Source organism: Microbacterium sp. NPDC055683, from assembly GCF_053617895.1.
The window spans coordinates 1-25429 of sequence record NZ_JBSHGQ010000020.1 but is presented as its reverse complement, the minus strand read 5'-3'; the positions used below and the strand labels follow the sequence as shown (position 1 = coordinate 25429).

Annotated in this window: 19 protein-coding genes; 5 read left to right on the top strand and 14 right to left on the bottom strand. The window is 73.0% G+C overall.

Translation table 11 applies throughout. The features are described from left to right. Positions 1-47: 47 nt before the first annotated feature. The 5 genes from rocD to ACWGPF_RS09375 form a co-directional block, all read right to left on the bottom strand. On the bottom strand, positions 48-1223 hold the full coding sequence (gene rocD / locus ACWGPF_RS09395; protein WP_452332575.1) for an ornithine--oxo-acid transaminase: 1176 nt from the start codon (positions 1221-1223) through the stop codon (positions 48-50). Then, complete coding sequence (gene ddaH / locus ACWGPF_RS09390) at positions 1220-2050, bottom strand: dimethylargininase (protein WP_452332574.1); 831 nt, start codon at positions 2048-2050, stop codon at positions 1220-1222. Before ddaH ends, rocD begins: the two co-directional genes overlap by 4 nt. Positions 2051-2191: 141 nt before the next feature. Beyond that, positions 2192-2317, bottom strand: coding sequence for a hypothetical protein (locus ACWGPF_RS09385; RefSeq protein WP_452332573.1), 126 nt, complete (start codon positions 2315-2317; stop codon positions 2192-2194). 107 nt (positions 2318-2424) lie between these two features. Next, on the bottom strand, positions 2425-4179 hold the full coding sequence (locus tag ACWGPF_RS09380; protein ID WP_452332572.1) for a glycoside hydrolase family 3 protein: 1755 nt from the start codon (positions 4177-4179) through the stop codon (positions 2425-2427). After that, positions 4176-5480 carry an MFS transporter gene (locus ACWGPF_RS09375; RefSeq protein WP_452332571.1) on the bottom strand — a complete coding sequence of 435 codons (1305 nt, stop codon included), beginning with the start codon at positions 5478-5480 and terminating at the stop codon, positions 4176-4178. Before ACWGPF_RS09375 ends, ACWGPF_RS09380 begins: the two co-directional genes overlap by 4 nt. Before the next feature lie 120 nt (positions 5481-5600). Here ACWGPF_RS09375 and ACWGPF_RS09370 point away from each other — a divergent pair, with 120 nt between their 5' ends. Then, a complete protein-coding gene (locus ACWGPF_RS09370) occupies positions 5601-6863 on the top strand; it encodes a TetR/AcrR family transcriptional regulator (RefSeq protein WP_452332570.1) in 1263 nt (420 codons plus the stop codon). Positions 6864-6872: 9 nt separating this feature from the next. On the opposite strand, the gene ACWGPF_RS09365 is transcribed toward ACWGPF_RS09370, so the two are convergent. From ACWGPF_RS09365 to ACWGPF_RS09340, 6 genes are read right to left on the bottom strand one after another with little or no spacing between them, the layout of a single operon-like run. Then, positions 6873-7856 carry an ornithine cyclodeaminase family protein gene (locus tag ACWGPF_RS09365; RefSeq protein WP_452332569.1) on the bottom strand — a complete coding sequence of 328 codons (984 nt, stop codon included), beginning with the start codon at positions 7854-7856 and terminating at the stop codon, positions 6873-6875. After that, positions 7853-9064 (bottom strand): amidohydrolase family protein, encoded by a 1212-nt coding sequence (locus tag ACWGPF_RS09360; protein WP_452332568.1) that lies wholly within the window; start codon positions 9062-9064, stop codon positions 7853-7855. Before ACWGPF_RS09360 ends, ACWGPF_RS09365 begins: the two co-directional genes overlap by 4 nt. Further along, positions 9061-10605, bottom strand: a complete 1545-nt coding sequence (locus ACWGPF_RS09355; protein ID WP_452332567.1) for an ABC transporter substrate-binding protein — start codon at positions 10603-10605, stop codon at positions 9061-9063. The genes ACWGPF_RS09360 and ACWGPF_RS09355 overlap by 4 nt, the downstream gene beginning before the upstream one ends. A 19-nt stretch (positions 10606-10624) precedes the next feature. Beyond that, a complete protein-coding gene (locus ACWGPF_RS09350; protein WP_452332566.1) occupies positions 10625-12238 on the bottom strand; it encodes a dipeptide ABC transporter ATP-binding protein in 1614 nt (537 codons plus the stop codon). Beyond that, positions 12235-13122, bottom strand: coding sequence for an ABC transporter permease (locus ACWGPF_RS09345; protein WP_452332565.1), 888 nt, complete (start codon positions 13120-13122; stop codon positions 12235-12237). The genes ACWGPF_RS09350 and ACWGPF_RS09345 overlap by 4 nt, the downstream gene beginning before the upstream one ends. Then, complete coding sequence (locus ACWGPF_RS09340) at positions 13119-14036, bottom strand: ABC transporter permease (protein WP_452332564.1); 918 nt, start codon at positions 14034-14036, stop codon at positions 13119-13121. Before ACWGPF_RS09340 ends, ACWGPF_RS09345 begins: the two co-directional genes overlap by 4 nt. A 177-nt stretch (positions 14037-14213) precedes the next feature. On the opposite strand from ACWGPF_RS09340, the gene ACWGPF_RS09335 reads away from it, so the two are divergent. Then, on the top strand, positions 14214-14906 hold the full coding sequence (locus ACWGPF_RS09335; protein WP_452332563.1) for a GntR family transcriptional regulator: 693 nt from the start codon (positions 14214-14216) through the stop codon (positions 14904-14906). Between the two features lie 13 nt (positions 14907-14919). Here ACWGPF_RS09335 and ACWGPF_RS09330 read toward each other — a convergent pair whose 3' ends face one another. Both ACWGPF_RS09330 and ACWGPF_RS09325 read right to left on the bottom strand, forming a co-directional pair. Then, entirely contained in the window at positions 14920-18615 is a 3696-nt protein-coding gene (locus tag ACWGPF_RS09330; RefSeq protein WP_452332562.1) for a proline dehydrogenase family protein, read from the bottom strand. A 123-nt stretch (positions 18616-18738) separates the two neighbouring features. Beyond that, positions 18739-19296, bottom strand: a complete 558-nt coding sequence (locus ACWGPF_RS09325) for an acyl-CoA thioesterase (protein WP_452332561.1) — start codon at positions 19294-19296, stop codon at positions 18739-18741. Positions 19297-19399: 103 nt separating this feature from the next. Between ACWGPF_RS09325 and ACWGPF_RS09320 the strand changes: the two genes are divergently transcribed. Both ACWGPF_RS09320 and cofE read left to right on the top strand, forming a co-directional pair. Then, positions 19400-19906: a GNAT family N-acetyltransferase gene (locus ACWGPF_RS09320; RefSeq protein ID WP_345441376.1), complete on the top strand. Its 507-nt coding sequence runs from the start codon at positions 19400-19402 to the stop codon at positions 19904-19906. 5 nt (positions 19907-19911) lie between these two features. After that, entirely contained in the window at positions 19912-20676 is a 765-nt protein-coding gene (gene cofE, locus ACWGPF_RS09315) for a coenzyme F420-0:L-glutamate ligase (RefSeq protein WP_452332560.1), read from the top strand. Here the strand turns inward: cofE and ACWGPF_RS09310 are convergent. Beyond that, a complete protein-coding gene (locus tag ACWGPF_RS09310; protein WP_452332559.1) occupies positions 20637-21776 on the bottom strand; it encodes an alpha/beta hydrolase family protein in 1140 nt (379 codons plus the stop codon). The two genes, cofE and ACWGPF_RS09310, sit on opposite strands and share 40 nt — an antisense overlap. Before the next feature lie 137 nt (positions 21777-21913). Here ACWGPF_RS09310 and ACWGPF_RS09305 point away from each other — a divergent pair, with 137 nt between their 5' ends. Beyond that, positions 21914-25414 (top strand): choice-of-anchor I family protein, encoded by a 3501-nt coding sequence (locus ACWGPF_RS09305; protein ID WP_452332558.1) that lies wholly within the window; start codon positions 21914-21916, stop codon positions 25412-25414. Positions 25415-25429 lie beyond the last annotated feature (15 nt).

The following is a 25429-nucleotide window of genomic DNA, read 5'->3' as shown; positions in this document are numbered from 1 at the left end:
CCCCGTGCGTCGGAACGTGACGGGCGCGTCACCCGGGTGCCCCGGTCTCATCGCGTCAGCACGCGCTGCAGCTGCTCCACCGCCCAGTCGATCTCGGTGGCGCGGACGACGAGCGGCGGGGCGATGCGGATGGTCTGCCCGTGCGTGTCCTTGACGAGCACTCCGAGCGCCATGAGCCTCTCCGCGACCTCGCGCCCCGTGCCGACCGCGGGGTCGATGTCGACGCCCGCCCACAGGCCAGCCACGCGGACGGCCGTGACGCCGTTCCCCACGAGCGGCTGGAGGCGCTCGGCGAGATGCGCGCCGAGGAGCGCCGCGCGCTTCTGGAACTCCCCCGTCGCGAGCAGCTCGACGACGCGCAGGCCGACGGCGGCGGACAGCGGGTTGCCGCCGAACGTCGAGCCGTGCTCGCCGGGGCGGATGACGCCGAGCACCTCGGCGTCGGCCACGACGGCCGACACCGGCAGGATGCCGCCGCCGAGCGCCTTCCCGAGGAGGTAGACGTCGGGGACGACCCCCTCGCGATCGCACGCGAACGTCTCGCCCACGCGCCCGAGCCCCGACTGGATCTCGTCGGCCACGAGCAGCACACCGCGCTCGCGCGTGATCTCGCGCACGCGGCGGAGGTACCCTTCCGGCGGGATGACGACCCCTGCCTCGCCCTGGATGGGCTCGATGAGCACGGCGACCGTGTCGTCGTCGATCGCGGCGGCGACCGCGTCGGCGTCGCCGAACGGCACGGCGACGAAGCCGGGCCCGTACGGCCCGAAGCCGTCGTGCGCCTCCGGGTCGTCGCTGAAGCCGACGATGGTCGTCGTGCGGCCGTGGAAGTTGCCGTGCGCCACGACGATCCTCGCGCGCCCCTGCGGGACGCCCTTCACACGGTAGCCCCATGCCCTGGCGACCTTGATGCCCGTCTCGACGGCCTCCGCCCCGGTGTTCATGGGCAGCACGAGGTCTTTGCCGCACAGGTCGGCGAGCGCTGTCGCGAAGGGCTCGAGCCGGTCGTTGTCGAAGGCGCGGCTCGTCAGGGTGACGCGCCCGAGCTGCGCGGTCGCGGCCTCGACGAGCGCGGGATGGCGGTGCCCGAAGTTGAGCGCGGAGTATCCCGCGAGCAGGTCGAGGTAGCGCCTGCCCTCGACATCGGTGACCCACGCCCCCTCGGCGCTCGCGACGACGACGGGGAGCGGGTGGTAGTTGTGCGCGAGCCGGCTGCCGCTCATCGCGGGCCCCGCAGCTCGAGCGTGCAGCACTTGATGCCCCCGCCGCCGAGGAGGAGCTCGGAGAGGTCGATGAGGATCGGGGTGTAGCCGCGATCGCGCAGCTGCTTCTCGAAACCCGTGGCGCGCGGCGAGATGAAGACGTTGCGGCCGTCGCTCGCGGAGTTGAGGCCGAAGACGGCGCCGTCCTCGTCCGACACGCGGATGGCGTCGGGGAAGCGGCGCTCCAGCACGGCGCGGCTCGCGTCGTCGAAGGCGCCGGGCAGGTAGGCGATGGTCGTGCGGCCGTCCTCGGCGACGGGATCGAGGACGCTGAGCGCCGTGTCGAGGTGGTAGAACCGGGCGTCGACGAGGTTCAGGCTGATCACCTCGCGGTCGAACACGCGCGCGACCTCGGCGTGGCTGTCGCCCGTGGAGCGGAACCCGGTTCCGGCGAGGATGACGTCTCCCGCGAGCAGGAAGTCGCCCTCGCCCTCGTTGACCTCCTCGGGCACGACGGTGTCGAAGCCGTTCGCCCGGAACCAGTCGATGAAGGCGGGCGCCTCGCCCTGCCGCTCGACGTAGCGGAAGCTCGGGCCGTAGGCGATGCCGTCGACGACGAACCCGCCGTTGGCCGTGTAGACCATGTCGGGGTAGCCGGGGAGCGGATCGATGAGCTCGACCTCGTGGCCGAGCTCGAGATACGTGTCGTGCAGGCGCTGCCACTGCGCCACGGCGCGGGCCGTGTCGGTGGGATTCGCGGGCTCCATCCAGGGGTTGATGGAGTACGACACCGTGAAGTGCTCCGGCCGGCACATGAGATAGCGCCGGTGGTGCTGCGTGCGGGGCATGTCGCTCCTCGTCTCGCGGGCGGGCGGCGGACGCTGTCCTCTGGCCCGGCGGAGCCGTCATGGCCGCATCCGGGCACGCCATGCGCGATTCTCGCATGCGCCGCCCGGCATGACCGGCAGGCGCGACGTCAGGAGACGACGTCAGGCGCCGAACGACACCGCCATCTGACGGGAGAAGCTCGACATCACGATCGTGATGACGCCCACGAGCGCGGCGGCGAAGACGCCGATGAGCGTCCAGACCTGCGGTTCGGTCAGGGTGATCACGTCTCCAGTGTGCGGGCCTTCGATCACGATGTCACGCATGACCTTCGCCTGCGACGACGCGGGGCGCCCTGTGGAGAGGGCGCCCCGCGTCGCGGGCTGTGCACGCCTCAGTAGTTGAGACCGTGCCCGAACCGGAACAGCGGGTCGGCGGTGTCGAAGGGCACGTCGGGGCGCGACGCCTCGACGGCCGCCATCGACCGCGGCAGGTCGAACGGGAGGCGGCCCTGCGGCGTCGACTCCCCCGTGAGCACGTCGAGGAGCGCCGCCGCGCTCGCCCCCCAGTTGACCGTCACGGCGGCCGCCGCCTCGACGAGGGGCTCGAGGATCGCCGGCCGATCGGCGAACACGTCCACGACCGTCGGCACGACGGCCGCGACCTCGCGGACGTGCGCGACGACATCCGCAGGGAAGTCGAGCGACCCCGAGTGGAAGAGGTTCTCGAAGTGCGTCGGGCGCTCCTCGTACGGCGCCTGGAGGCGGAGCACGGCGATGTCGGCCTCGGCCGGCGTCGCCACGACCTCGCCGTAGGCGGCCGCCGCCTCGGGCGCGATGCCCTCGACGTAGACGCGGCGACCGCGCGCGAGGGGCAGCGCGCCGTCGTTCGAGAGCACCGTGATCGACGCCCGCTGCGCGGCCTCGCCGGCCGCGCGGAACGCCGCACTGCCCGCGACCGCGTCGGCGGCGTCCTCGTCGACGAACGGGTTCTCGAACAGGCCGAGCGCGAACTTCTCCCGCAGGATGCGGCGAGCCGACACGTCCAGACGCGACTCCGGCACATCCCCCGACGCCACGAGCTCGACGAGCATCTCGGGGCACGCCTCGCCGCCGAACTGGTCGGCGCCCGCGTCGAGGACCTTCTTCATGCGCTCGCGCGGCGAGAGGTGCTCGACGCCCCAGGCGCGCGCGGGGAACGGCTGCCCGAAGATCTCGGCGTCGGTGATGAGGCCCCAGTCGGTGCAGACGAGGCCGTCGAAGCCGAACCGCTCGCGCAGGAGGCCCGTGATGACGGAGCGGTTGAAGCCGAATCCGACCTCCTCGTGCTCGGTGCCCACGGGCATCCCGTAGTACGGCATGACCTGGCGCGTGCCGGCGTCGAAGAGCGCCTGGAACGGCTTCAGATGCTCCTCGAAGGCGCCGCCGGGGTAGACCTGCTCGCGGCCGTGCGCGAAGTGCGGGTCCTCGCCGTCCTTCTGCGGGCCGCCGCCCGGGAAGTGCTTCGTCATGGTCGCCACCGACGCCGCGCCGAAGGCCTCGCCCTGGAAGCCGCGGACGTAGGCGGCGCCGAGGCGGCCGGAGAGATCGGCGTCCTCCCCGAAGGTCGCCACCTGCCGCGACCACCGCGGCTCCGTGGCGAGATCGACCTGCGGGTGCAGGGCGACACGCAGGCCGACGGCGAGGTACTCCTGGCGGGCGATGTCGGCGAAGCGCTCGACGGTCTCCTCGTCGCCGATCGCGGCGAGCCCCAGCGGCTCGGGCCACTGCGAGAACGCGCCCGTGAGCAGCCCCGTGCCGGGGTTGTCGGTGAACGCGTGTCGCGGATCCGTCGACAGCGTGACGGGGATGCCCAGACGCGTCGACGCGGCGAGGCGCTGCAGGGCGTTCTGCCACTGCGCGATCTCGCGCGCGGTCTGGGCGCCGCCGATGAGGTTGAAGTGCGACATGCGGCGGGTCTCGACGTAGTCGACCGCCGACGGCGTGGAGAAGACCGGGTTCGGCTCGTCGAGCGGACCCATGCCGATCATGGTGTGGAAGAAGAGACCCGCCTTCTCGTCGAGGGTCATCTCGCCGAGCAGCAGCTCGACGCGCTCGTCGACGGGCAGGGTCGCGTCGAGCCAGGGGCGATCGCTCTCGGCCACGGTCACCTCACTCCCTTGATGCGGTAGACGAGCACGGCGCCCGCCGCGGCGATGACCGCGCCGATGAGGTACCAGAGCGAGTAGCCGCCGATGGCGGTGCCCGCCCCGAGCGCGATGACGGTCGGCGCGATCGCGGGCGCGATCGACTGCGGCAGCGCGTTGGCCATGTTGAGCACGCCGAGGTCCTTCGCCGTGTCGTCGGGGTTCGGCAGCACCTCGGTCGCGAGGGCGAGGTCGACGGAGAAGAACGATCCTGCGCCGAAGCCGATGACGGCCTGCGCGACGATGACGACCGCGATCGTCGGGGCGAACGCGAGGAGCACGAGTCCGACGACCATGATGAGCCCGGCCGCCGCGACGAAGGGGCGGCGCTTGCCGAAACGGTCGGAGAGGAATCCGCCGAGCGGGCTCGAGACGGCCATCGCGATCGTCGAGGCCATGTTCGCCAGCAGGATGGTCGTGATCGCGGTCTGCTCGTCGAGGGCGAACTTCTCGGTGAGGAAGAGCGGCAGGAACGTGGCGATGCCGGCGTAGCCGAACATGATGAGGAACTTCGTCAGCCACGTCCACCCGAAGTCGGGGTGCTTGCGGGGGTTGAAGACGAACGACCCGAGGAACTGGCCCACCGTGAAGCGCTCGGCGGGCTTCTCGGCGAGGCGGCGGTCCTTCAGGACGAGAACGAACAGCACGATGAAGACGAGCGCGATGAGGCCCGGCGCGACGAAGCGGAGGAAGTCGCCCGCGATGAAGTTGGTGAGGAAGCTGCCGCCGAGGATGGCGAGCGGCGTCGTGATGCCCACGAGGCCCGACACCTTGCCGCGGCTCTCCGTCGGCACCTGGTCGGGGAGCGTCGCGTTCGCGGCGGCGAGCACGGCGTTGAGCGACGCCTGCGCGAGGCACCACCCGATGAGGACGACCCACACCGAGGTCGCCGAGCCGATGAGCGCGAGGGCGCCGAGCCCGACGATGCCGCCTCCGAGGATCCAGGGGCGGCGCATGCCGAACCGCGATGTCGTGCGGTCGGACAGCCGGCCGGCGAGCGGGTTCGCCACGAGGGCGAACAGGGCGCCGACGCCCGAGACGAGGCCGAGCGCGCTGGTCGCCTCGGCGGCGGAGGCGGTGATGTGCTGCACCTTGAACGCCATCGACACCATGACGGGCGTCAGCAGCGCGATGTAGATGCCGAAGTTCACGGTCGCCAGCCCCGGCGCGTAGCCGCGCGGGGTCTTGGCGGGCGTCGTGCCCGGCGCCTTGAAGCCGGTCGTGCCCGCGTAGGCCGCCGAAGCGGCCGCCGACATCTCTGTCATCGTTCTCGTCCTTTTCCTCGTCTGCATCGACGAACATCGGCCAGCGTACACGAAATCCGACCCTGTGGTAACTCAACTCCGACCCATCGGTAACCCGATACGATGGCGGACGAGGGGGCGATGATGACGCTGACGATGACGAGCCGCGCCGCGCGCACCGAGCGCACGCGGGCGTCGATCGTCGACGCGGCCCTCGCGCTCTTCACGCAGCGCGGCTACCGCGCGGTCTCCCTCCGCGACATCGCCGCCGAGGCGGGCATCAGCCATCCCGCGCTGCTCAAGCACTTCCGCGGCAAGGAGGAACTGCTCGCCTGCGTGCTCGAGCGGTTCGAGGACGACACCACCCTGACGACCCTGCCCGACATCGCGCGCGGCTCGACCGACGACCTGCCGTTCTCGATGGTCGCCCGCAGCAACGCCGAGGCTCCGGGCTACCTGCCGCTGTTCGCATCGCTCATCGGGGAGGCGTCGGCTGCGAGCCACCCCGCGCACGAGACGATGCGCGAGCGTGCGGCCGGGATCGGCCCCCTCGGCGCCGCCATGATCGAGGCCGCGCAGGGCGAGGGCGTCGTCGGCGACGACCGCGACCCCGCCGCCGAGTCGGTGCGCCTCATGGCGGCGTGGGATGCGCTGCAGGTCGTCGCGCAGTACCTGCCCGAGCGCGCCGACGTCGTCGACGCGCTGGAACGCCATGAGGAGCTGCTGGCGTTCCCGGTCGGCTGGCGCGCCCCCGACGAGCCGCCGGCCGGCGCGGGCGCCGTGCCCGTGTACACGCCGCTCGCGAGCCCGCCCGCCGTCGAGACGGGGTACCGCGCGGGACGGGCCCGACGTCAACGCATCATCGAGGACGCCATGACCCTGTTCGGGCGCGAGGGCTACGGCGACACCCCCCTGCGGGACATCGCCGAGCGCGTCGGCGTCTCGAAGTCGGCGCTGTACCACCACTTCCCGTCGAAGGACGCCCTGCTGCTCGCCGTGCTCGAGGAACGGGACCGGCGGATCGACGCGACCGCCACCGCGGCGGCGGACGCCACGGGCGCCGACCTGCTGCGCGCGCTGCCGGACGGCGCCGACGCCAATGAGCGCGACGCCCCCGGCCTCGTCGAGGTGTACGCCGTGATCTCGTGCGAGGCGGTTCCGGACAGCCACCCCGCGCACGCGTACTTCGCGCACCGGTTCGCGACCGCGCTCGACGGGTTCGAGAGCATGTTCCGTGCCGCCGCGGCCGCCGGCGACCTTCCCGCGCACCGCGACCCCGCACACGAGGCGCTGTGGCTGCTCGCCCTCTGGGACGGGCTGCAGTACCAGTGGCTCTACGACCGCGGCGGCGTCGACATCGGCGGGCAGCTGCGCGCCCACCTCGACGACGTGCTGCCGCGCTGACGCCGGCCCTCACGCCCCCAGGTCGACCGCCCATCCGACGCCCTGCGCGCGTGCGGCACGGATGAGGAGGTCGGCGATCGCGAGATCCTGCGCGCCGATGCCGACGGAGTCGAACAGCGTGATCTCCGCCGCATCGCGTCGCCCGCGGGCGTGGCCGGCGATGACCTCGCCGATCGATCCGACGACATCGTCGAGCCGGACGGCCCCCTCCGCCACGGCGAGGAGCAGGTCGCCCGACTTCGTCTCCGCCGTCGCGCGATCGTCGACCCAGATCGACGAGCGGCGCAGGGCCTCGCCGTCCACCTCCCGCTCGTCGGGCCGCGGCCTCGCGCCCACGACGTTGACGTGCTGGCCGGGCCGCAGCCATCCGCCCTCGACGATCGGCGAGGTCGACGGCGTCAGCGTGCACACGACGTCGGCCTCGGCGAAGACGGCGTGCACGTCGCCCACGACGTCGATCCTGCCGTCCCACTCCGCCGACGCCGCGAGCGCGTCCGCCGACGCCCTCGTGCGCGACCAGACGACGAGCCGGTCGAACGGGCGGATGCCGCGGAGCTGGCGCACGTGCTCGCGGGCGAGCGCCCCTGCCCCGACGAGCCCCAGCACGCGGCTGTCGGGCCGCGCGAGCACGTCGGTCGCGACGGCGCTCGCCGCCGCCGTGCGCACGCGCGTGGGCACGCCGCCGTGCAGCAGTGCGACGGGCTCGCCGTCCTCCCGGTCGACGACGAGGATCATCGACCGCTGGGTCGGGAGCCCGCGCGCCGCGTTGCCTGGCACGTCGGCCAGGAGCTTCACCCCGGCCGTGCCGGTGCCGTCCGACACGGCCGACATGAGGATGTACCGGCCCGTGTCGGCGGCCGTCGCCATCGATGTCGGCCCCGGCTGGGCGGCGCGGCCCTCGGCGATCTCGGCGAAGATGCGCGACACGGCGTCGATCGTGGCCGGGCGGTCGACGAGCGCCTCGAGCTGCGACGCCGTCAGGACGAGCGTCACGCGGCTCCCTCGACGAGAGCGAGCGCATCGGCGACGACGCCGCCGCGGTGCAGCACGGTGCGGTCGGGGCTGCGGTCCATGACGGCGGCCGCGACGGTGTCGCCCGCGACGAGCACGAGGTCGGCGCGGTCGCCGACGGCGAGCCCCGGGCGGTCGTCGATCCCCGCGAGACGCGGAGCCGTGCCGATGACGGAGCGCCCGCCCATGGTCGCGACGGCGACGCAGTGCTCGATGTCCACGTCGCGGCGGAAGCCGTTCGTGAACGACATCTGCCAGGTGCGGTCGAGCATGTCGGCGTTGCCGTACGGGGTCCAGTAGTCGCGCTGCCCGTCTTCGCCGAGGCCCAGCCGGATGCCGTACTCGGCGAGGAGGAGCGTCGGGAGCGGCGAAGGCGGCGCGATCGTCGCCCAGGCGATGTCGCACGCCGCGAACTCCTCGAGCAGGGCGCGCAGCTCCCGCTCCGGCAGCTTCGCGAGCCCGTAGCCGTGCGAGATGGTCACGCGCCCGCGCAGGTCGAGCGCCTTCACGCGCTCGACGACGAGCTCCGCCGAGAACTTCGCGAGCTGGTCGGGCTCGTGCAGGTGGATGTCGATCGGGGCGTCGAAGCGCTGCGCGACGTCGAACACGATGTCGAGGTGCCGGGCGGGATCGCGGTCGAGCGCGCACGGGTCGATGCCGCCGACGACGTCGGCCCCGTGCTCCATGGCGCGGGCGAGCAGCTCGGCCGAGCCCTCCTCGCGCAGCAGCCCCGCCTGCGGGAACGCGATGATCTCGACATCCGCCCGCCCCGCGTGCGCCTCCTTCGCGGCGATCACGGCGTCGAGGCGCTCGAGGCCGCAGTCGACGTCGACCTGCGCATAGCTGCGCACGCTCGTCGTGCCGTGCGCGATCATCCGCCCCAGGGTCTCGGTCGTGCGCCACGCGATCGGCCGCTCGGCCTCGCGCCAGTGGCTGCGGTCGTTGAGCATCATGTTCCAGACGCCCGGCGACCCCGTGTGCGGGCGGAACGGCAGCCCGATGCGCGTCGAGTCGAGGTGGACGTGCACATCGGAGAAGGAGGGCAGGAGGATCCGGCCGCGGCCGGCGACGTGGACGTCGCCGACCGCGGTGCCCGCGGGGAGGATGTCGGAGATGGCGTCGTCCGTGAGGACGACGTCGACGGCGGCGCCGCCCCATGGGCGGACGTCCTGGAGGATGGTGCGCGTCACTGGAAGCTCGTCTCGGTGAAGTCGTAGAGGCCGTCCGCGCGCGGTGCCCAGTCGAGCGCGGGGTCGGCGGCGAAGTTGTTCGCGGGCACGTAGAGCGGCACGAAGTAGCCCTGGGTGTTGCTGTAGTCGAGCAGCTCGGCGAAAACCGCCTCGCGCTCCTCGCCCGTCACGCCGCGCTGCGCGGCGGCCAGCTCGGCGGTAACGGGGTCCTGCGCGTAGTTGTTGTTGCCCGACGCCTCGTAGAAGTCGGTCAGCGGCAGGTCGCCGTCGACGGTCGACGGCGCCCACGTGTTGAGGTAGATGCCCGTGAACTCCTTGTTCCGCACCTTGAGCGTGTGGCTCTCCTGGTCGGCCCCGACCATGTCGACGGAGATGCCGACGTCGGAGAGGTAGCCCTGGATGGTCTGCGCCACCTCGGCGGAGAGCGGGATGCGGCCGTCCGTGGCGTAGTCGAACGCGATCGTCTCGCCCGCGTAGCCGGCCTCCGCCAGCAGCTCCTCTGCACGCTCCGGGTCGTAGGCGGTGCCGGCGACCTCGTCGGAGTAGCCCTCGACGGCGGGAGCGAGCATCGCGGTCGCCGGCTCGGCGAGCCCGCCGAGGAGGCTCTCCGTGATGGCCTCCTGGTCGATCGCGGCCGCGATCGCCTCGCGCACGCGGACATCGGCGAGCACACCGGATGTCGAGTTCACGCCGAGGAACACCACGCCGTTCGACAGTGCGGAGAACACCTGCGCCGAGCCGCTCGACTCGACCGACGACACCTGGGTGGGCCCGACCTGCGCGACGTCGAGCGAACCCGACAGCACGCCGTTGACGCGCGACTCGTCGGACGACACGGGCTGGAGCGAGATCGACTCGATCTCGGGGGCGTCTCCCCAGTAGTCCTCGTTGCGGACGAGGTCGTACGCGACGCCCTTCTGCACGTTCTCGAACACGTACGGCCCCGAGCCGACCGGGTCCTGCGCGAACGCGTCGGCACCCATCTCCTGGTAGGTGTCGGCGGGCACGATCGAGATGAGCGAGGTGTTGCGCGGGAAGGCGGAGAACGGCTGCTTCAGGTGGAAGCGCACCGTGTGCTCGTCGACGGCCTCGACCGAGTCGATCGACGACAGGTAGGCGAAGTTCTCGCTCGTCGGGTCGTCGAGGATGGCCTGGTAGGAGAAGACGACGTCGTCCGCCGTGATCTCCTCGCCGTTCGACGCGGTGACCCCCTCGCGGAGCGCGAAGTCCCACTGCGTGAGGTCGTCGTTGGGCGTCCACTCCTCGGCGAGCTTCGGCTCCATCTCGCCGTCGGCCGTGATCTTCACGAGCTGGTCGAACGTGTGGAAGAAGACCGACAGCACGACGAGCGCACCCGAGCGGACGGGGTCCATCGAGGTGGGGTCCGTGGGCAGCGCCGCCACGATGGCGGTCGTCGCGGCCTCCGCCGCGTCGCCGGACGGCTCGTCGAAGCCGCCGGCGCAGCCGGCGAGCACGATGCCGCCGAGAGAGAGGAGGGCGCCGGCCGCGAGCGGGCGGCGACGGGGGCGGGAGAAGGTCATGATGTCCTCGTTTCGGGGGTCAGGATGCGGGTGCGGGCTCGAGGCGCGGGACGGCGTCGAGGAGGGTGCGGGTGTACGGATGGCGGGGGCTGCGGAAGATCTCGTCGGCGGGCGCCTCCTCGACGACGCGCCCGCCCTGCATGACGACGACCCGGTCGGCGATGTTGCGCACGACGCCGAGGTCGTGGGAGATGAAGAGGTAGCCGAGGCCGTGGGCGCGCTGCAGGTCGTCGAGGAGGTCGAGGACCTGCGCCTGGATCGACACGTCGAGCGCCGAGACCGGCTCGTCGAGGACGAGCAGCCCCGGCCGCAGGGCGAGGGCCCGCGCGATGCCGACGCGCTGGCGCTGCCCGCCCGACAGCGCACCGGGCAGCCTGCCGGCGAACGACTCGTCGAGCCCCACGTCGGCGAGCAGGCCGAGCACGCGCTCGCGCGAGTGCACGCGCCGGATCCGGAGCGGCTCCGCGACGATCTCGGCCACGGTCATCCGCGGGTCGAGGGCCGAGTACGGGTCCTGGAAGACGATCTGGGCGCGCTCGCGCTCGCCCGCGTTGCGGCGGGCGAGGGCGGGGGCGACGCGGCGGCCCCCGAGCGCGACCGTGCCGCTCGTGCCCGCATGGATGCCGAGCACGGCGCGCGCGAGCGACGACTTGCCGCAGCCCGACTCCCCGACGATCGCGACCGTCTCGCCGCGTCCGACACGCAGGCTCACACCGTCGACGGCGCGCACGGGCGGAGCGCCGCGCCGGGGAGCGGGGTACTCCACGACGAGGTCGGAGACGACGAGCGCGTCGTCCCCGACGGCACCCGCGATCGGCGGCCGATCGGGCTCGTGCGCCTCGGGCCGTGCGGCGAGCAGGCGTCGCGTGTAGTCGTGCGCCGGCGCCCGCAGCACCTCGCCGGTCGGCCCCTCTTCGACGAGCGCTCCCCGATACATGACCGACACGCGGTCGGTGTTCTCGGCGACGAGACCGAGGTCGTGGGTGATGAGGACGAGCGCCGACCCTGTCCGCTCGCGCACCTCGGCGAGCAGCGCCATGACCTGCGCCTGCACCGTGACGTCGAGCGCGGTCGTCGGCTCGTCGGCGATGAGCAGGAGCGGGTCGTGGGCGACCGCCATGGCGATCATGGCGCGCTGGCGCATGCCGCCCGACCACTGATGCGGGCGGGTGGCCGCGCGGTCTGCCGCGTGGCGGACGCCGACCGACTCGAGCAGCTCGACGGCGCGCTCACGCGCCTGCCGCCGGCTGAGGCGGGGGTCGTGCACCCGCACGGCGGTGGCGACCTGGGCGCCGACCGACCGCAGCGGGTTGAGCGCCGACATGGGGTCCTGGAAGACCATCGCGGCCGTGCGCCCGCGGAGCGTGCGCATCTCGCGCTCGGCCAGCGACGTGATGTCGCGGCCGTCGAGCACGATGCGACCGGCGGCGATGCGCACGCCGGCGGGCAGCAGGCCGAGCGCGGCGAGCATCGTGAGGCTCTTGCCCGAGCCCGATTCGCCGACGACGCCGAGCGACTCCCCCGCCCCCACATGGAGCGAGACGCCGTCGACGGCGAGACGCGGGCCATCCGCGACGGCCCCCGCGTGCGCGGGGACCTCGATGCGGAGGTCGTCGATCTCGAGCACGCTCATCGCATGCCTCCCTTCCGGAGGAGGGCGCCGCGGCTCTCCGCGGTGAACTGCTGGCTGACGAACTGGGCGCCTGCGACGGCGAGGAACATCACGAGACCCGGCAGGACGGCGAGCCACGGATCCGACCCGAGGTACTTCTGACCGTCGAAGATCATCGACCCCCAGCTGGGCACGGGCGGCTGCACGCCGAGGCCGAGGTACTCCAGCGACGACTCGATGAGCACGATCGTGGCGATGTCGGTCGCGGCGATGATGAGCGTGTGCGGCCAGACGTTGGGGACGATGTGGCGCGCGAGCACCCACACCGTGTCGGCGCCCTGCGTGAGGGGCGCCACGACGAAGTCCTGGCGCCGCAGCGACGCGGCGACGTTGCGCGTCACACGGGCGTAGCCGACCCACCAGGTGCATCCGAGCACCACGACGACGAGCCCCGCACTCGGGCGCAGCACGGCGCAGATGGCGATGAGGAGGAGGACGACGGGCATCGCGAGGGTGACGTTGCTGACGACGGCGACGACGGCCTCGACACGACCGCCGACGTAGCCGGCGACGATCCCGATCGTCGAGCCGATGACGGCGTTCAGGCACACGATCGCGAGCGTGATGCCGAGCGTCACGCTCGACGCGAGCGAGACGCGGTCGAGCAGGTCGCGCCCGAGGGCGTCGGTGCCGAGCGGATGGGCCGGGTCGGCGAAGGGCGGGACGAGTGCGGAGCGCAGGTCCTGCGCCATCGGGTCGAATCCCGGCAGCAGGGGCGGGACGGCCGCCAGCAGCGCGACGGCGGCGATCATGGCGAGGCCGACGACGGCCGAGGGCCGCAGCGCGAAACGCGGTCGGGCCGCCGTGATGGCGGGAGGTGCGGCGGGGATGATCTGCGCGGTCATGCGAGAGCCGTCCGGGGGTCGATGCGGTGGACGACGAGGTCGACGAGCGTGTTGACCACGACGAACATGAGGGCGACGAACAGCAGGCCCGCCTGCACGATGGGGAAGTCGCGCTGGCTGACGGCGTCGGTGAGCAGCTGGCCGAGGCCCGGCCAGGCGAAGACCACCTCGACGACGACCGTTCCGCCGAGGAGCCCGCCGAGGTTGAGGCCCGCCATCCCCAGCACGGGGAGGAGGGCGTTCGGGAGCATCTGCGTGAGGAGGATCGCGCTGCGGCGCTGGCCCTGCGCGAACGCCGTGCGCACGTAGTCCTGGGACGCCTGCTCGCTGAGGGCCGCGTCGAGCAGGCGGAGGTACATGACGAACTGGCCGGTCGCGAGGGTGACGACGGGCAGCACGAGGCTCGCGGGGCTCGTCCGCCCGAGCGACGGGAGCACGGCCAGCGTGACGGCGAAGACGAGGACGAGCAGGAGGCCGAAGAAGAAGTCGGGAACCGACTGCCGGAGTGCGCCGGCCCATCCCGCCACGGCGCGGAGCACGCGGCTGCCGGTGAGCTGGATGGCGAGCGCGACGATCAGGGCGAGCGCGAGGCCGGCCGTGAACGACCACAGCGCGAGCTCGAAGGTGGCGGGGACGCGCTCGAGGACGAGGCCGATGGCGGGCTCCCGGAGGCGGTACGAGTCGCCGAAGTCGCCCGTGAGCAGCCCTGCGAGGTACGACGCGTACTGCACGATGAGCGGCCGGTCGAAGCCGAGCGAGGCGTTCATCGCGGCGACGTCCTCGGCCGAGGCGTTGTCGGGCAGGAGCAGGGCGCCCGGCTCGCCCGTGGCGCGGCCGAGCGCGAACGCGATCGTCACGACGGCGAAGAGCGTCGCGAGCGATGCGCCGAGGCGGCGGACGAGGAAACCGATCATGCGTTGGACGTTAGGCGAGGACCTCTGCCCGATCCCGCCGTTTAACACGGTCGTCACAGAGCTCTTACGCCGATGTCATTTTCGCATACCAAATGCACGTAATGCGTGATGTGATCGTCATTGAAGGCGCATTTGGCATTCCAGATGCGTATCGCGCCGACCTGCGATGATGGCCCCATGACCATCCAGACGGAGCTCGCGACGCCCACGCGCATCGCCCATCACCTGCGCGAGCAGATCATCACGGGCGAGCTCGCGATGGGGTCCAAGCTCAACGAGCGCGAGATCGCCGAGCGCCTCGCCGTCTCGCGTGTGCCCGTGCGCGAGGCGCTGCCCATCCTGGAGGCGGAGGGGTTCATCACGTCCCAGCCGCGACGCGGCGCCGTCGTCCACACGTTCACGCTCGTCGACGCGCAGGAGGTCTTCGATCTGCGCCGTCAGCTCGAGCCGCTCGCGGCCGAGTTCGCGGCACGACGGGCCGCCGACGGCGCCGACGTCACGGCGATGCGCCAGGCCCTCGAGTTCGCGCATGCCCCGGCGTCGGCGCTGCCCCCGTCGACGCGCAACTCCGACCTGCACGAGGAGATCATCAGGCTCGCCGGCCATGCCCTGCTCGAGCGTGTGAGCGGCCTCCTCAACGGCCGCGTGAGGTGGCTCTTCCGCCTCACGCCCGAGCGCGACACCACCGCGATGTGGCAGGAGCACAAGGACATCGTCGACGCGATCGTCGAGGGGTCGGCCGACCTCGCCGCCATGCTGACGGCCGCGCACGTCGAGCGCGCCCGGATCGAGTCGATGCCCCTGCTCGTCGGGCGCCTGCCCGCGACGCCACCGCAGCCGCGACGGCGTCGCGCGGCCCGCTCCGTCTGACCGGGGCGGGCTCTCAGATCACCGCCGAGAAGCGGTCGTCGGGGTTGCCGAAACGGTGCGCGGTGATCGAGATCGCCTGCTCTCGCAGGAACGGCAGCAGCTCGAGCCGTCCGGCGGTCGTCACGTCCCCCGACCAGATCGCCAGGTCGGGGTCGCCGCCGACGGCGTGCGCGAGACGGCGGTGCAGGGCGGCGCCTTCTCCCGCGTCCGCGACGATGCGCACCCGGTTCGGCCGTTCGCGCTCGATGCCGAGGATCTGCTCGCTCGTCGCGAGCGACGTGGTGTCCGCGGCGGGTTCCGGGATGCCCCCTGCCATCCGCTCGACCCAGTCGTCGTCGCTCTCCACGGCGACGGGCACGTCGAGGTCGCCGAGCGCACGGCGCACGGGGGCGGGGAGGCCGCCCGGCACGCTGAGGCTGAACCAGTCGGCCGCGCGGATGCCCGCCACCACGACCCGCAGGACGTCCTTCCAGGCGGCGTCCGCCGTCGCGCGGACGGCGGCCGATGTCGCACGGTAGCGGAAGAGGTTGCGCTCGACACCGAGCCCCGACACGTCCTTCACCTGTCCGAACTCGCGCTCCCACGCGGACGCATCGGAGTGCGCGGCGCGGCGCAGCCATTCGAACTCGTCGGAGGGGAGCCCCGGCCGGGCCGCATCGAGGAACGCCGCGATGCGGCCGTCGAGCCCGCGCGGATGGCCGAGGGCCTGCGCCCCGCCCGTCGCGCGCCAGCTGCCGAGGCCGACGAGGTGGTTCGGCCCGCCCGCCTTCGCCCCGGTCCCGACGGACGAGCGCTTCCATCCGCCGAACGGCTGCCGCTGCACGACGGCTCCCGTGATGCCGCGGTTGACGTACAGGTTGCCCGCCTGCACGGTCTCCAGCCACCGCTCCAGATCGTCGGGGTCCTGCGTGTGAAGGCCCGCCGTGAGCCCGTAGTCGACGGCGTTCTGCAGGGCGATCGCGTCCTCCAGCGTCGCGGCGTGCATGATGCCGAGCACGGGCCCGAAGAACTCCTCGCGATGGAAGCGCGAGCCGGCGCGCACCCCGATCCGGATGCCCGGGCTCCAGAGCCGGTCGTCGCCGTCGTCGAGGGGGCGCGGCCGGAGCAGCCACGACTCGCCCTCCTCGAGCTCGGAGAGCGCCCAGGCGAGCTTGCCCCGCGGCGCCTCGATGAGCGGCCCGACCTCGGAGAGCGGGTCGTGGGCGGGCCCCACTCGCAGCGAGCGCGTCGCGTCGACGAGCTGCCTGGCGAACCTCCGCGAGCGGCCGATCGGGCCAACGAGGATCGCGAGCGAGGCGGCGGAGCACTTCTGACCGCCGTGCCCGAACGCGCTGCGCACGATGTCGGCCGCGGCGAGGTCGAGGTCGGCCGACGGGGTCACGATGACGGCGTTCTTGCCGCTCGTCTCGGCGTGCAGTGCGAGATCGGGCCGCCACGTGCGGAAGAGGCGCGCCGTCTCCCACGACCCCGTGAGGATGACCCGGTCGACGTCCACGTGCGAGACGAGGTGGCGGCCGAGGCCCCCGCCATCTCCGTCGCCGCCCCCTCCATCGCTGCCCCCTCCATCGACCGCGTCGAGCGCGACGAGGGCGAGCAGGTCGCGCGGGACGCCGGCCGCCCACATCGCCTCCGCGAGAACGGCGGCGCTTCGACGCGCCTGGTGCGCGGGTTTGAAGACGACGCCCGATCCCGCGGCGAGCGCGGCGAGCACGCCGCCGGCGGGGATGGCGAGGGGGAAGTTCCACGGCGGCGCGACGACCGTGACACGCGAGGGCTGGAAGACGGCGCCCGGCACGCGGTCGAGCTCGCCCGCGTTCGCGGCGTAGTACGCGGCGAAGTCGACGGCCTCGCTCACCTCGGTGTCGGCCTCCGCGAGGACCTTGCCGGTCTCGGCTGCCGCGACCTCGACGAGGTCGCCGCGCCGGCGCTCGAGCTCGCGCGCGACGGCGCGCAGCAGCTCGGCGCGTTCGGCGGCCGGCGTCCCGCCCCATGCGGACGCCGCCTCCCGCACCCGCGCCACGACGGCGTCGAGACCCGCCTCGTCGGCGATGAGGGCGTCCTCGACCTCGGCGACGCCGACGCTCGACCGGGGAACGCGGGAGAGGATGGCCCTGCCCCACTCCCGGTTGGCCGCGAGCGATGGATCGGTGTCGGGGGCGTTGCGGAAGCCGGCCGCGCCGACGGCGGGCGCGCCCTCGTGGGAGGAGAAGACGGCCGTGGAGTGCCAGGCGTCGTCGTCGTCCCGGTCGATGCGGCGTGTGTCGGCGAGCGCCGCGGCGTCGGGCCCTGCCGGCGCCTCGACAGGCCGCTCCGGCTCGCCGTCGCGCTGCGCCCTGCGCCTCGGACCGACCGCGAGCGACGCGTCGCCGGCGCGCGAGGCCGACGTGCGGAAGCGATCGGCCTCCCGCGCGAACAGGCCGTCGTCGTCGTGGAGGCGGAACGCGGAGGAGAGGAAGTTCTCGGCGGACGCGGTCTCCTCGAGGCGCCGCACGAGATAGCTCACGGCGGCGTCGAACTCGTCCGGCTTCACGACGGGCACGTACAGCAGCAGGCGCCCCACATCGCGCGCCACCGCCTGCATCTGGCCCTCGGCCATCCCGAGGAGCATCTCGAACTCGACGGCGTCGCGCACGCCGCGCTCCCCCGCGCGCAGCCACGCCCAGGCGATGTCGAAGAGGTTGTGGCCCGCGACGCCGATGCGCACGGCGCGCGTGCGCTCCGGATCGAAGGCGGCGTCGAGGCAGCGCAGGTAGTTCGCGTCGGTGTCGGACTTGGTGTCGTAGGGCGCCTGCGGCCATCCGTGCAGTGCGGCGTCGACCCGCTCCATGGCGAGGTTCGCCCCTTTCACGAGTCGCACCTTGATGGGCGCGCCGTCGCCGTCCACGCGCTCCTGCGCCCAGGCGGTGAGCGCCTCGAGCGCGGGAAGAGCGTCGGGGAGGTACGCCTGCAGGACGATTCCGGCGTGGTAGCCGTGGAGCCGGGGGTCGTCGAGCAGTCGTCGGAAGACGGCGACCGTGAGGTCGAGGTCGCGGTACTCCTCCATGTCGAGGTTGAGGAACGTCCCGTTGCCGGCAGCCGAGAGATACAGCGGCAGGAGCCGGTCGGCGATGGCCGCGACGGTCTCGTCGAATGCCCACATCGACAGGCGGCTCGCGATCGCCGAGACCTTGACCGACACGTAGTCGACCTCGGGGCGGCGGACGAGCTCGTGGATTCCCTCGAGCCGGCGATGCGCCTCCTTCTCGCCCAGCACGGCCTCGCCGAGGAGGTTGAGATTGAGCCGTGCGCCCTTCTCGCGGAGCGCGGCGAGCGCGGGGCCGAGCTTGTCGGGCCGTGCGTCGACGATGAGATGGCCGACCATGCGGCGCAGGGCCCGACGGGCCGCCGGCACCACGGCGAACGGCGCCACGGGACCGACGACACCTCCCGCGCGGATGGCCGACCGCAGGTACCAGGGCAGGAAGCGCGGCGCGAGCGGGGCGATCCGGGCGAGCTCCGCCGCCGCAGCGGGGAGGCTCTCCGGACGCATGACGCCGTCGACGAAGCCGATCGTGAAGGGGAGCCCGCGCGGGTCCTCCAGGACGCCCGCGAGGCGCTCGGCCGACGCGTCGACGTCGGCCGTCGCCGCCTCGTCCACCCATCGTCGGGCGAGCGCGACCGCCTCCTCGACGATCGCTCCCCCGTCTTCGTGCGCTGCTCCGTCGACCATGGCGACAGCCTAGGGACGGGACCGCCCGCAACCCGGGCATGGCGGCTATGGGTCTCCTGAGTCGTGGGACGTCGAGACGTTCACGACCTCCTCGGGTCGTCGACGCGGTCCTTCTCCGTCCCGTCAGTCCCAGGTGCTCGGGGCGGGGCGTCGCGTGGAGGGGAGCGCCGCGGCCTCTGCCCACTCGTGGATCCACGGCGCGACCTCGGGGAGGCCGCCCGGCACGTCGACCGCGGCGAAGAGCTCGTCGTGCGGCACGGGCCCGGCCTTCCCGAGCAGGCGGGCCCGGATGATCGCCTGCGCGTAGATCTCGCCGTCGACGACGGCGCGGTGCTCCATGTACAGCGCGCGGTCGTCGCGGCCGATCCACCGAGTCTCGAGCTCGAAGCGCTGCCACAGCTCGAGCGAGCGGCGGAACGTGATGGTCTCGCTCGACACGACGGGGTACCACCCGCGGGAACGGAACAGCCCCGTGAGGCCCGAGCGCTCGAGCATGTCCCACCGTCCCAGGTCGAACAGCGACAGGTAGCGGCCGTTGTTGAGATGGCGCAGCAGGTCGATGTCGGTCGGGAGCACACGCAGGCGGATGCGGTAGACGTCGTCGAGCGGCCGGACGCCCACCCTGCGGGCGCGTCGCTTCGCGCGTCGGATCACGAGGAGGGTTCGCCAGAGCACGTTCACGGAGGGCGACGCTACCGGCGCTCCCCCCGCCGTCCGCGTTCGTTGTCGACCCTCCACAACCCGTGGATTTCGCCCCGCCCGCGGCGCCGCGTACCCTGGCGGCATGGCCACCGAAACGCACGCCGATGTGCTCGTCCGCCCCGTCCGCGACGTCGACGCGGAGGCGCTCGGACGCGTGCACGCCAAGGTCTGGCACGAGACCTACGATCAGCTGATCAGCACGGCGACGCTCGAGAACGTCTCCCCCCGCCGCCTCGCCGAGCTCTGGACCCACTACACCGCCCAGGGCCCCGAGTACCGGATGGCCGCCGCCCTCGTCGACGGGGAGATCATCGGCTTCGCCGGGTCGGGCCCCGCGCGCGACGCCGACGCCCCGGCAGCCCGCGAGCTCTACTTCGTCTACCTGCTCGACTCGTGGCACCGCAAGGGCATCGGCCGCGCGCTCTTCGACGCCGTCGTCGATGACGGGGAGCCGCTCTACCTGTGGCTCGCCGAACGATACCCCGGCGCCCGCGACTTCTATGAGAAGCGCGACCTCCGCCTCGACGGCGCACGCCGCGACGAGCCGTTCCTCGGTGAGACGCTCACCGAGGTCCGCTACTCGCGCTGACCCGCGTGCTGCAGGTCTGGGCGCTCGCCGGCATCGGCGAGATCGCGGCAGGAGACGACCTCGCCGCGATCGTGGGCGACGCGCTCGCAGCGTCCGGGGAGGAGCCGTCCGACGGCGACATCCTCGTCGTGACGAGCAAGGTGGTGTCGAAGGCCGAGGGCCGTTCCGTCGTCGCCGACGACCGCGAGGACGCCATCACGCGGGAGACCGTGCGCGTCGTGGCGACGCGGACCTCGCCGACGGGGCACACGACCCGCATCGTCGAGAACCGGCTCGGCATCGTGTCGGCCGCCGCCGGCGTCGACGCCTCCAACACGCCGGAGGGCACGGTCCTCCTCCTGCCCGTCGACCCCGACGCGTCGGCCCGTGCGCTCGCCGCCGCCCTGCGCGAGCGGTTCGGGGTCCGCCTCGGCGTGCTCGTGTCCGACACGCTCGGCCGTGCGTGGCGCGACGGGCAGACAGACCATGCGATCGGCGCGGCCGGCGTGCACGTGTTCGAGGATCTGCGCGGCGGCGTCGACGCGCAGGGCCGCCCGCTCGTCGTGACGCTCCCCTGCGTCGCCGACGAGCTGTGCGCCGCGGCCGACCTCGTCAAGCGCAAGACGACGGGGATGCCCGTGGCCGTCGTCCGGGGGCGGGCGGACCTCGTGGGCGACCTCGATCTGCCCGGTGCGCGCTCGATCGTGCGCACGGGCGAGCGCGACATGTTCCGGCTCGGCGCCGACGAGGCCTACGCGGAGGGGTTCGCCGCCGGGAGCGGCTCCGCCTGAACCGCACGCAGCCGCTCGCGCACCGTCTCCGTGAACCATTCCGGAGCGACGTTGTACTCCCACGAGTGATCGGCCTCCGGCGCCTCCCGCACCTCGACGAGTCCGGGGTTCGCGTGTGCGAACGCCTCCGTCGACGCGAACGGCACGGTGCGGTCGGCCCGCGAGTGCACGACGAGCGCCGGCACCCGCAGGCGCCCGGCGCGCGTCCAGTCCAGCACGTCGACGTCGACGGGGGCCGGCAGCCCCGCGAGGCGCGACAGCACGGGATGCCCCAGTGCGCGGACGGCGTGGCGGGCGGCCGCAGCCGGGAACGGCACGCGTCCGACCACGGCCCCGGCCCGGATGGCGGCGCGCCAGTCGGTCGCCGGGCCCACGAGCACCAGCGCGGCGATGCGGTCGCGATGCGCGCTCGTCTCGGTGAGCCGCAGCGCGATGCCCCCTCCCATCGACCATCCGCACAGCACGACGCGACCGGCGCCGTGCTGCACGGCGTACGCGATCGCCGCGTCGACGTCGTCCGACTCGTCGAGACCGAGCCTGCTCGCGCCACCCGGTGCCGGCCCGGCGGTGCCGTCTCCGCGGAACGAGACGACGAGGCTCGGCAGCCCCTCCGCCTCGGCCGCGAGCACGGAGCGCAGCGCGTTGTCGCGCGTCGCCCGGATGCCGTGGATATGGAGCACCCAGGTGTCGTGCCGGTCCGGCCCGAACCTCCAGGCACGCGCCGGCCCCGACGGCGCGTCCACGACGACGTCGCGGTGCGGTCCGGCATCGGACGGAAGGGCGTGCACGTCCCCCTCCCACCGGACGCCGCCTCGATGCGGAGGCGCGCCTCCCGCGATCGCGCGCACGACCGTCCGGCCGTCGTCGGAGAGCACGTCGCCCACGAGCGCGTAGCCGTCGCCCTGGCGGACGCCGAACACACCGGGGTGTCGGGTCTTGGCCGACGCGGCGAACGTCGCGGTGGCGGCGTCGGCCGCGAGCACGCGCTCGTCGGCATGCGGGCGCCAGGCGACGACGCGGCGCGCGAACGCGACCCCCAGCGCGGCGTGCAGCGCCCACGCGGCGGCGGCCGCGGCGGCGAGCCGGACGAGGGTCTTCATCGCCCGCCAGCGTATCCGCCCTGACCCGGCGGACCGTCCGTCCGTTCACCTCGACGTCATCTCGCGGCGGTAGGCAGGACGGCGGTGCCCGGGCGGCCTGCCCGGCGCCGCACCCTTCCTGCGACCCGAGGACAGCGATGCCTTCTCCCTTCTCCCGACGCTCCGCGAGCGCCGTCGCCGCCACGGCCGCGGTCTGCGCGCTCGCGCTCGCTCCGGCGACCGCGGCGAGCGCCGCCCTGGTTCCCGACCCGATCGTCGGCGCAGCCTCCGACGCCCCCTTCTCCCTCGTTCCCACGGGGACCTACGAGACCGGTGTGTTCGACGAGGGCGCGTCGGAGATCGTGCAGGCCCACGGCGACCGCCTCTACTCGATCAACGCGGCGGAGGGCTCGGTGAGCGTGCTCGACGTGAGCGACCCGGCGGCCCCCTCCCTGCTCTACACGGTCGGCTCCGACGGGTACGTCGCGAACTCCGTGTCCATCCGGGAGGACGGCCTCGGGGTCGTCGCGCTCGAAGTCGCCGACGACAAGACGGCGGATGGCGCGCTGCTGTTCTTCGATGCGGACGCCGACGCGGCGACCGTGCTCGGAACCGTGACGGTCGGCGCGCTCCCCGACATGGTCACCGTCTCGCCCGACGGCGCCTACGCGCTCGTCGCGAACGAGGGCGAACCCGCTGACGACTTCTCGAGCGACCCGGAGGGATCGGTCGGCGTCGTGACGCTGCCGGCCCTCGGCACGGTCGAGGCACCGGCGCAGGGCGCGGTCGCGATCGCCGACTTCCACGCCTTCGAGGACGGCGCCCTCCCCGAGGACGTCCGCGTGTTCGGTCCCATGCCGCACGGCGACGACCTGCCGGTCTCGCGCAACCTCGAGCCGGAGTACATCGCCGTCTCGGGCACGACCGCGTACGCCGCGCTGCAGGAGGCGAACGCCGTCGCGGTCGTCGACCTCCCCACCGCGACCGTCACGGACATCTGGTCGCTCGGCGTCAAGGACTGGGGCGAGGTCGCCCTCGACCCGTCCGACCGCGACCCCGAGGACGCTCCCACGATCTCCCTGGAGACGTACCCCGGCCTGAAGGGCATGTACATGCCCGACGGCATCCAGAGCTACCAGGTCGGCGGCGAGACGTACCTCGTGACGGCGAACGAGGGCGACGCGCGCGAATGGGGCGACTACGTCGAGCCCGCGCGCGTGAAGGACCTCGGCGAGATCGACGACGAGAGCGGCGCGATGACCGGGTACGGTCCCGTGTGCGACACCGCGTTCGACGCCGCGACGCTCGAGGACGACGCCCTCGGCCGCCTCGAGGTCTCCACCGAGATGGGCTTCGACGAGGAGGCGGGCTGCTACACCGAGCTCTACGCCTACGGCGCGCGGTCGTTCTCGATCTACACGGCAGACGGCACGCAGGTCTTCGACTCCGGCTCGCAGTTCGAGGAGATCACCGCCGAGCTGCTCCCCGAGCACTTCAACGCCGGCCACGACGACAACGAGCTCGAGAGCCGCAGCGACGCGAAGGGCGTCGAGCCCGAGAACCTCGCCATCGGCGAGGTCGACGGCCGCACCTACGCCTTCATCGGCTTCGAGCGGCTCGGCGGCGTCATCGCCTACGACATCACCGACCCCGAGGCTCCCGAGTACGTCACGTACGTCAACAACCGCGACTTCTCCGTCTCGGCCGCCGACGACATCGAGGCCGAGCCCGACCGCCAGGCCGAGATCCTCTCGCAGGCGGGCGACCTCGGGCCGGAGGGGATCGATTTCATCCCGGCCGACGAGTCGCCCACCGGCAAGCCGATGCTCGCGGTCGGGAACGAGGTGTCGGGATCGACGACCCTCTACACCGTCGACGACGGCACCACCGAGGTGCAGGTGCTGACGATCAACGACTTCCACGGGCGCATCGAGGCGAACGGCGACGAGGCGGGCGCCGCGGTGCTCGCGGGCGCCGTCGCGCAGTACCGCGACGCGAACCCGAACACGATCTTCGCCTCGGCGGGCGACAACATCGGCGCCTCCACGTTCACCTCGTTCATCGCCGACGACGAGCCCACGATCGACGCGCTCGTCGCCGGAGGACTCGACCTCAGCGTCGTCGGCAACCACGAGTTCGACCAGGGCTTCGCCGACCTGACCGACCGCGTCATCCCCCGCTACGGCAGTGCCGACTACGCGCTCGGCGCCAACGTGTACGAGAAGGGCACCGACACCCCGGCGCTCGAGGAGTACGCCGTGCGCGAGGTGGGCGGCGTGCGGGTGGCCTTCATCGGCACCGTCACGAGCGACACCGCGACCCTCGTGAGCCCCGCCGGCATCTCCGAGATCGAGTTCGGCGACCAGCTCGAGGCGGCCAACCGCGTCGCCGCCGAGATCACGGCGGATGACGCCGCCGATGTGGTCGTGCTGCTGAGCCACTCCGGCTCGTCGGGCGAGGACTGCACGGCGCTGGCGGAGGAGCAGAGCGAGTACGGCGACCTCGTCCGCGGCGCGTCCGCCGACATCGACGCCATCATCTCCGGCCACACGCACCAGCTCTACAGCTGCGCGATCGACGGGCGCCCGGTCATCCAGGCGCACCAGTACGGCACGACGCTCGGAGCGCTCGACATCCAGGTCGACGACGAGACGGGCGAGCTCGTCTCGATCGCGGGCTCGACGGTCGACCTCGTCGCACAGGAGGGCGACGACGACGTGCCGCAGTTCCCGGCCGACGCGGCCGTGCAGGAGATCGTCGACGCGGCGTCGACCGAGGCCGACGTGCTCGGTCAGGAGGTCGTCGGCCAGATCAGCGCCGACATCCTCCGCGGCGGCACCCCTCCCGGTGACGACCGCGGCGTCGAGTCGACGATGGGCAACCTCGTCGCCGACGTCTATCTCTGGGCCACCTCGGCGGAGTACGGCGACTACGGCGGGGAGCCCGCCGACCTCGCGCTCATGAACCCGGGCGGCCTGCGCGACGACCTGCTGTACGGCGAGGACGGCGCGGTCACCTACGAGGAGGTCGCCGCCGTGCAGCCGTTCGGCAACACCCTCGTCACGACGACGCTCACGGGCGCGCAGCTCGAACAGATCCTCGAAGAGCAGTGGCAGCCGGGCAACGAGCGCGAGAAGCTCCACCTCGGGGTCTCGGAGGGCTTCGCGTACGAGTACGTCGAGGACGCCGCTGCCGGCGAGCACGTCGTCTCGATGACCCTCGACGGCGCGCCGATCGCGCCGGAGGACGAGTTCCTCGTCACGACGAACTCGTTCATCGCCGCGGGCGGCGACGGCTTCACGACCTTCGCCGAGGGCGTCGGCACCGCCGACACGGGTCTCATCGACCTCTCCTCGACCGTGGACTACTTCGCCGCGCACGACGTCGTCGACCCGGCCGAGCTCGGCCGCGCGGCGGAGCACGTCGCGACGGAGCCGACCCCCGAGCCGACCGAGACGCCCGCGCCCTCCGAGACGCCCGCGCCCTCCGAGACGCCCGCGCCCTCGGAGACACCCGCGCCCTCGGAGACCGACGAACCCGCTGAGCCCGGCGCGCTCGCTCCGACGGGCGTCGACGTGACGATCGCCGTCGCGTTCGGCGCGGCGGCGCTCATCGCCGCCGGCACCCTGCTCGTCGTCGCGAGGCGGCGCCGGAGCTGACCCGCTCCTCCCGAG

What these genes read in the sequence shown, in the direction of transcription:
- ACWGPF_RS09335 (WP_452332563.1), top strand. Translation starts at nt 14,214, where the DNA reads ATGACCATCCAGACGGAGCTCGCGACGCCCACGCGCATCGCCCATCAC.
- ACWGPF_RS09355 (WP_452332567.1), bottom strand. Translation starts at nt 10,605, where the DNA reads ATGACCTTCTCCCGCCCCCGTCGCCGCCCGCTCGCGGCCGGCGCCCTC.
- ddaH (WP_452332574.1), bottom strand. Translation starts at nt 2,050, where the DNA reads ATGCCCCGCACGCAGCACCACCGGCGCTATCTCATGTGCCGGCCGGAG.
- ACWGPF_RS09375 (WP_452332571.1), bottom strand. Translation starts at nt 5,480, where the DNA reads ATGACAGAGATGTCGGCGGCCGCTTCGGCGGCCTACGCGGGCACGACC.
- ACWGPF_RS09350 (WP_452332566.1), bottom strand. Translation starts at nt 12,238, where the DNA reads ATGAGCGTGCTCGAGATCGACGACCTCCGCATCGAGGTCCCCGCGCAC.
- ACWGPF_RS09310 (WP_452332559.1), bottom strand. Translation starts at nt 21,776, where the DNA reads ATGAAGACCCTCGTCCGGCTCGCCGCCGCGGCCGCCGCCGCGTGGGCG.
- ACWGPF_RS09320 (WP_345441376.1), top strand. Translation starts at nt 19,400, where the DNA reads ATGGCCACCGAAACGCACGCCGATGTGCTCGTCCGCCCCGTCCGCGAC.
- ACWGPF_RS09370 (WP_452332570.1), top strand. Translation starts at nt 5,601, where the DNA reads ATGATGACGCTGACGATGACGAGCCGCGCCGCGCGCACCGAGCGCACG.
- ACWGPF_RS09340 (WP_452332564.1), bottom strand. Translation starts at nt 14,036, where the DNA reads ATGATCGGTTTCCTCGTCCGCCGCCTCGGCGCATCGCTCGCGACGCTC.
- ACWGPF_RS09330 (WP_452332562.1), bottom strand. Translation starts at nt 18,615, where the DNA reads ATGGTCGACGGAGCAGCGCACGAAGACGGGGGAGCGATCGTCGAGGAG.
- rocD (WP_452332575.1), bottom strand. Translation starts at nt 1,223, where the DNA reads ATGAGCGGCAGCCGGCTCGCGCACAACTACCACCCGCTCCCCGTCGTC.
- ACWGPF_RS09305 (WP_452332558.1), top strand. Translation starts at nt 21,914, where the DNA reads ATGCCTTCTCCCTTCTCCCGACGCTCCGCGAGCGCCGTCGCCGCCACG.
- ACWGPF_RS09345 (WP_452332565.1), bottom strand. Translation starts at nt 13,122, where the DNA reads ATGACCGCGCAGATCATCCCCGCCGCACCTCCCGCCATCACGGCGGCC.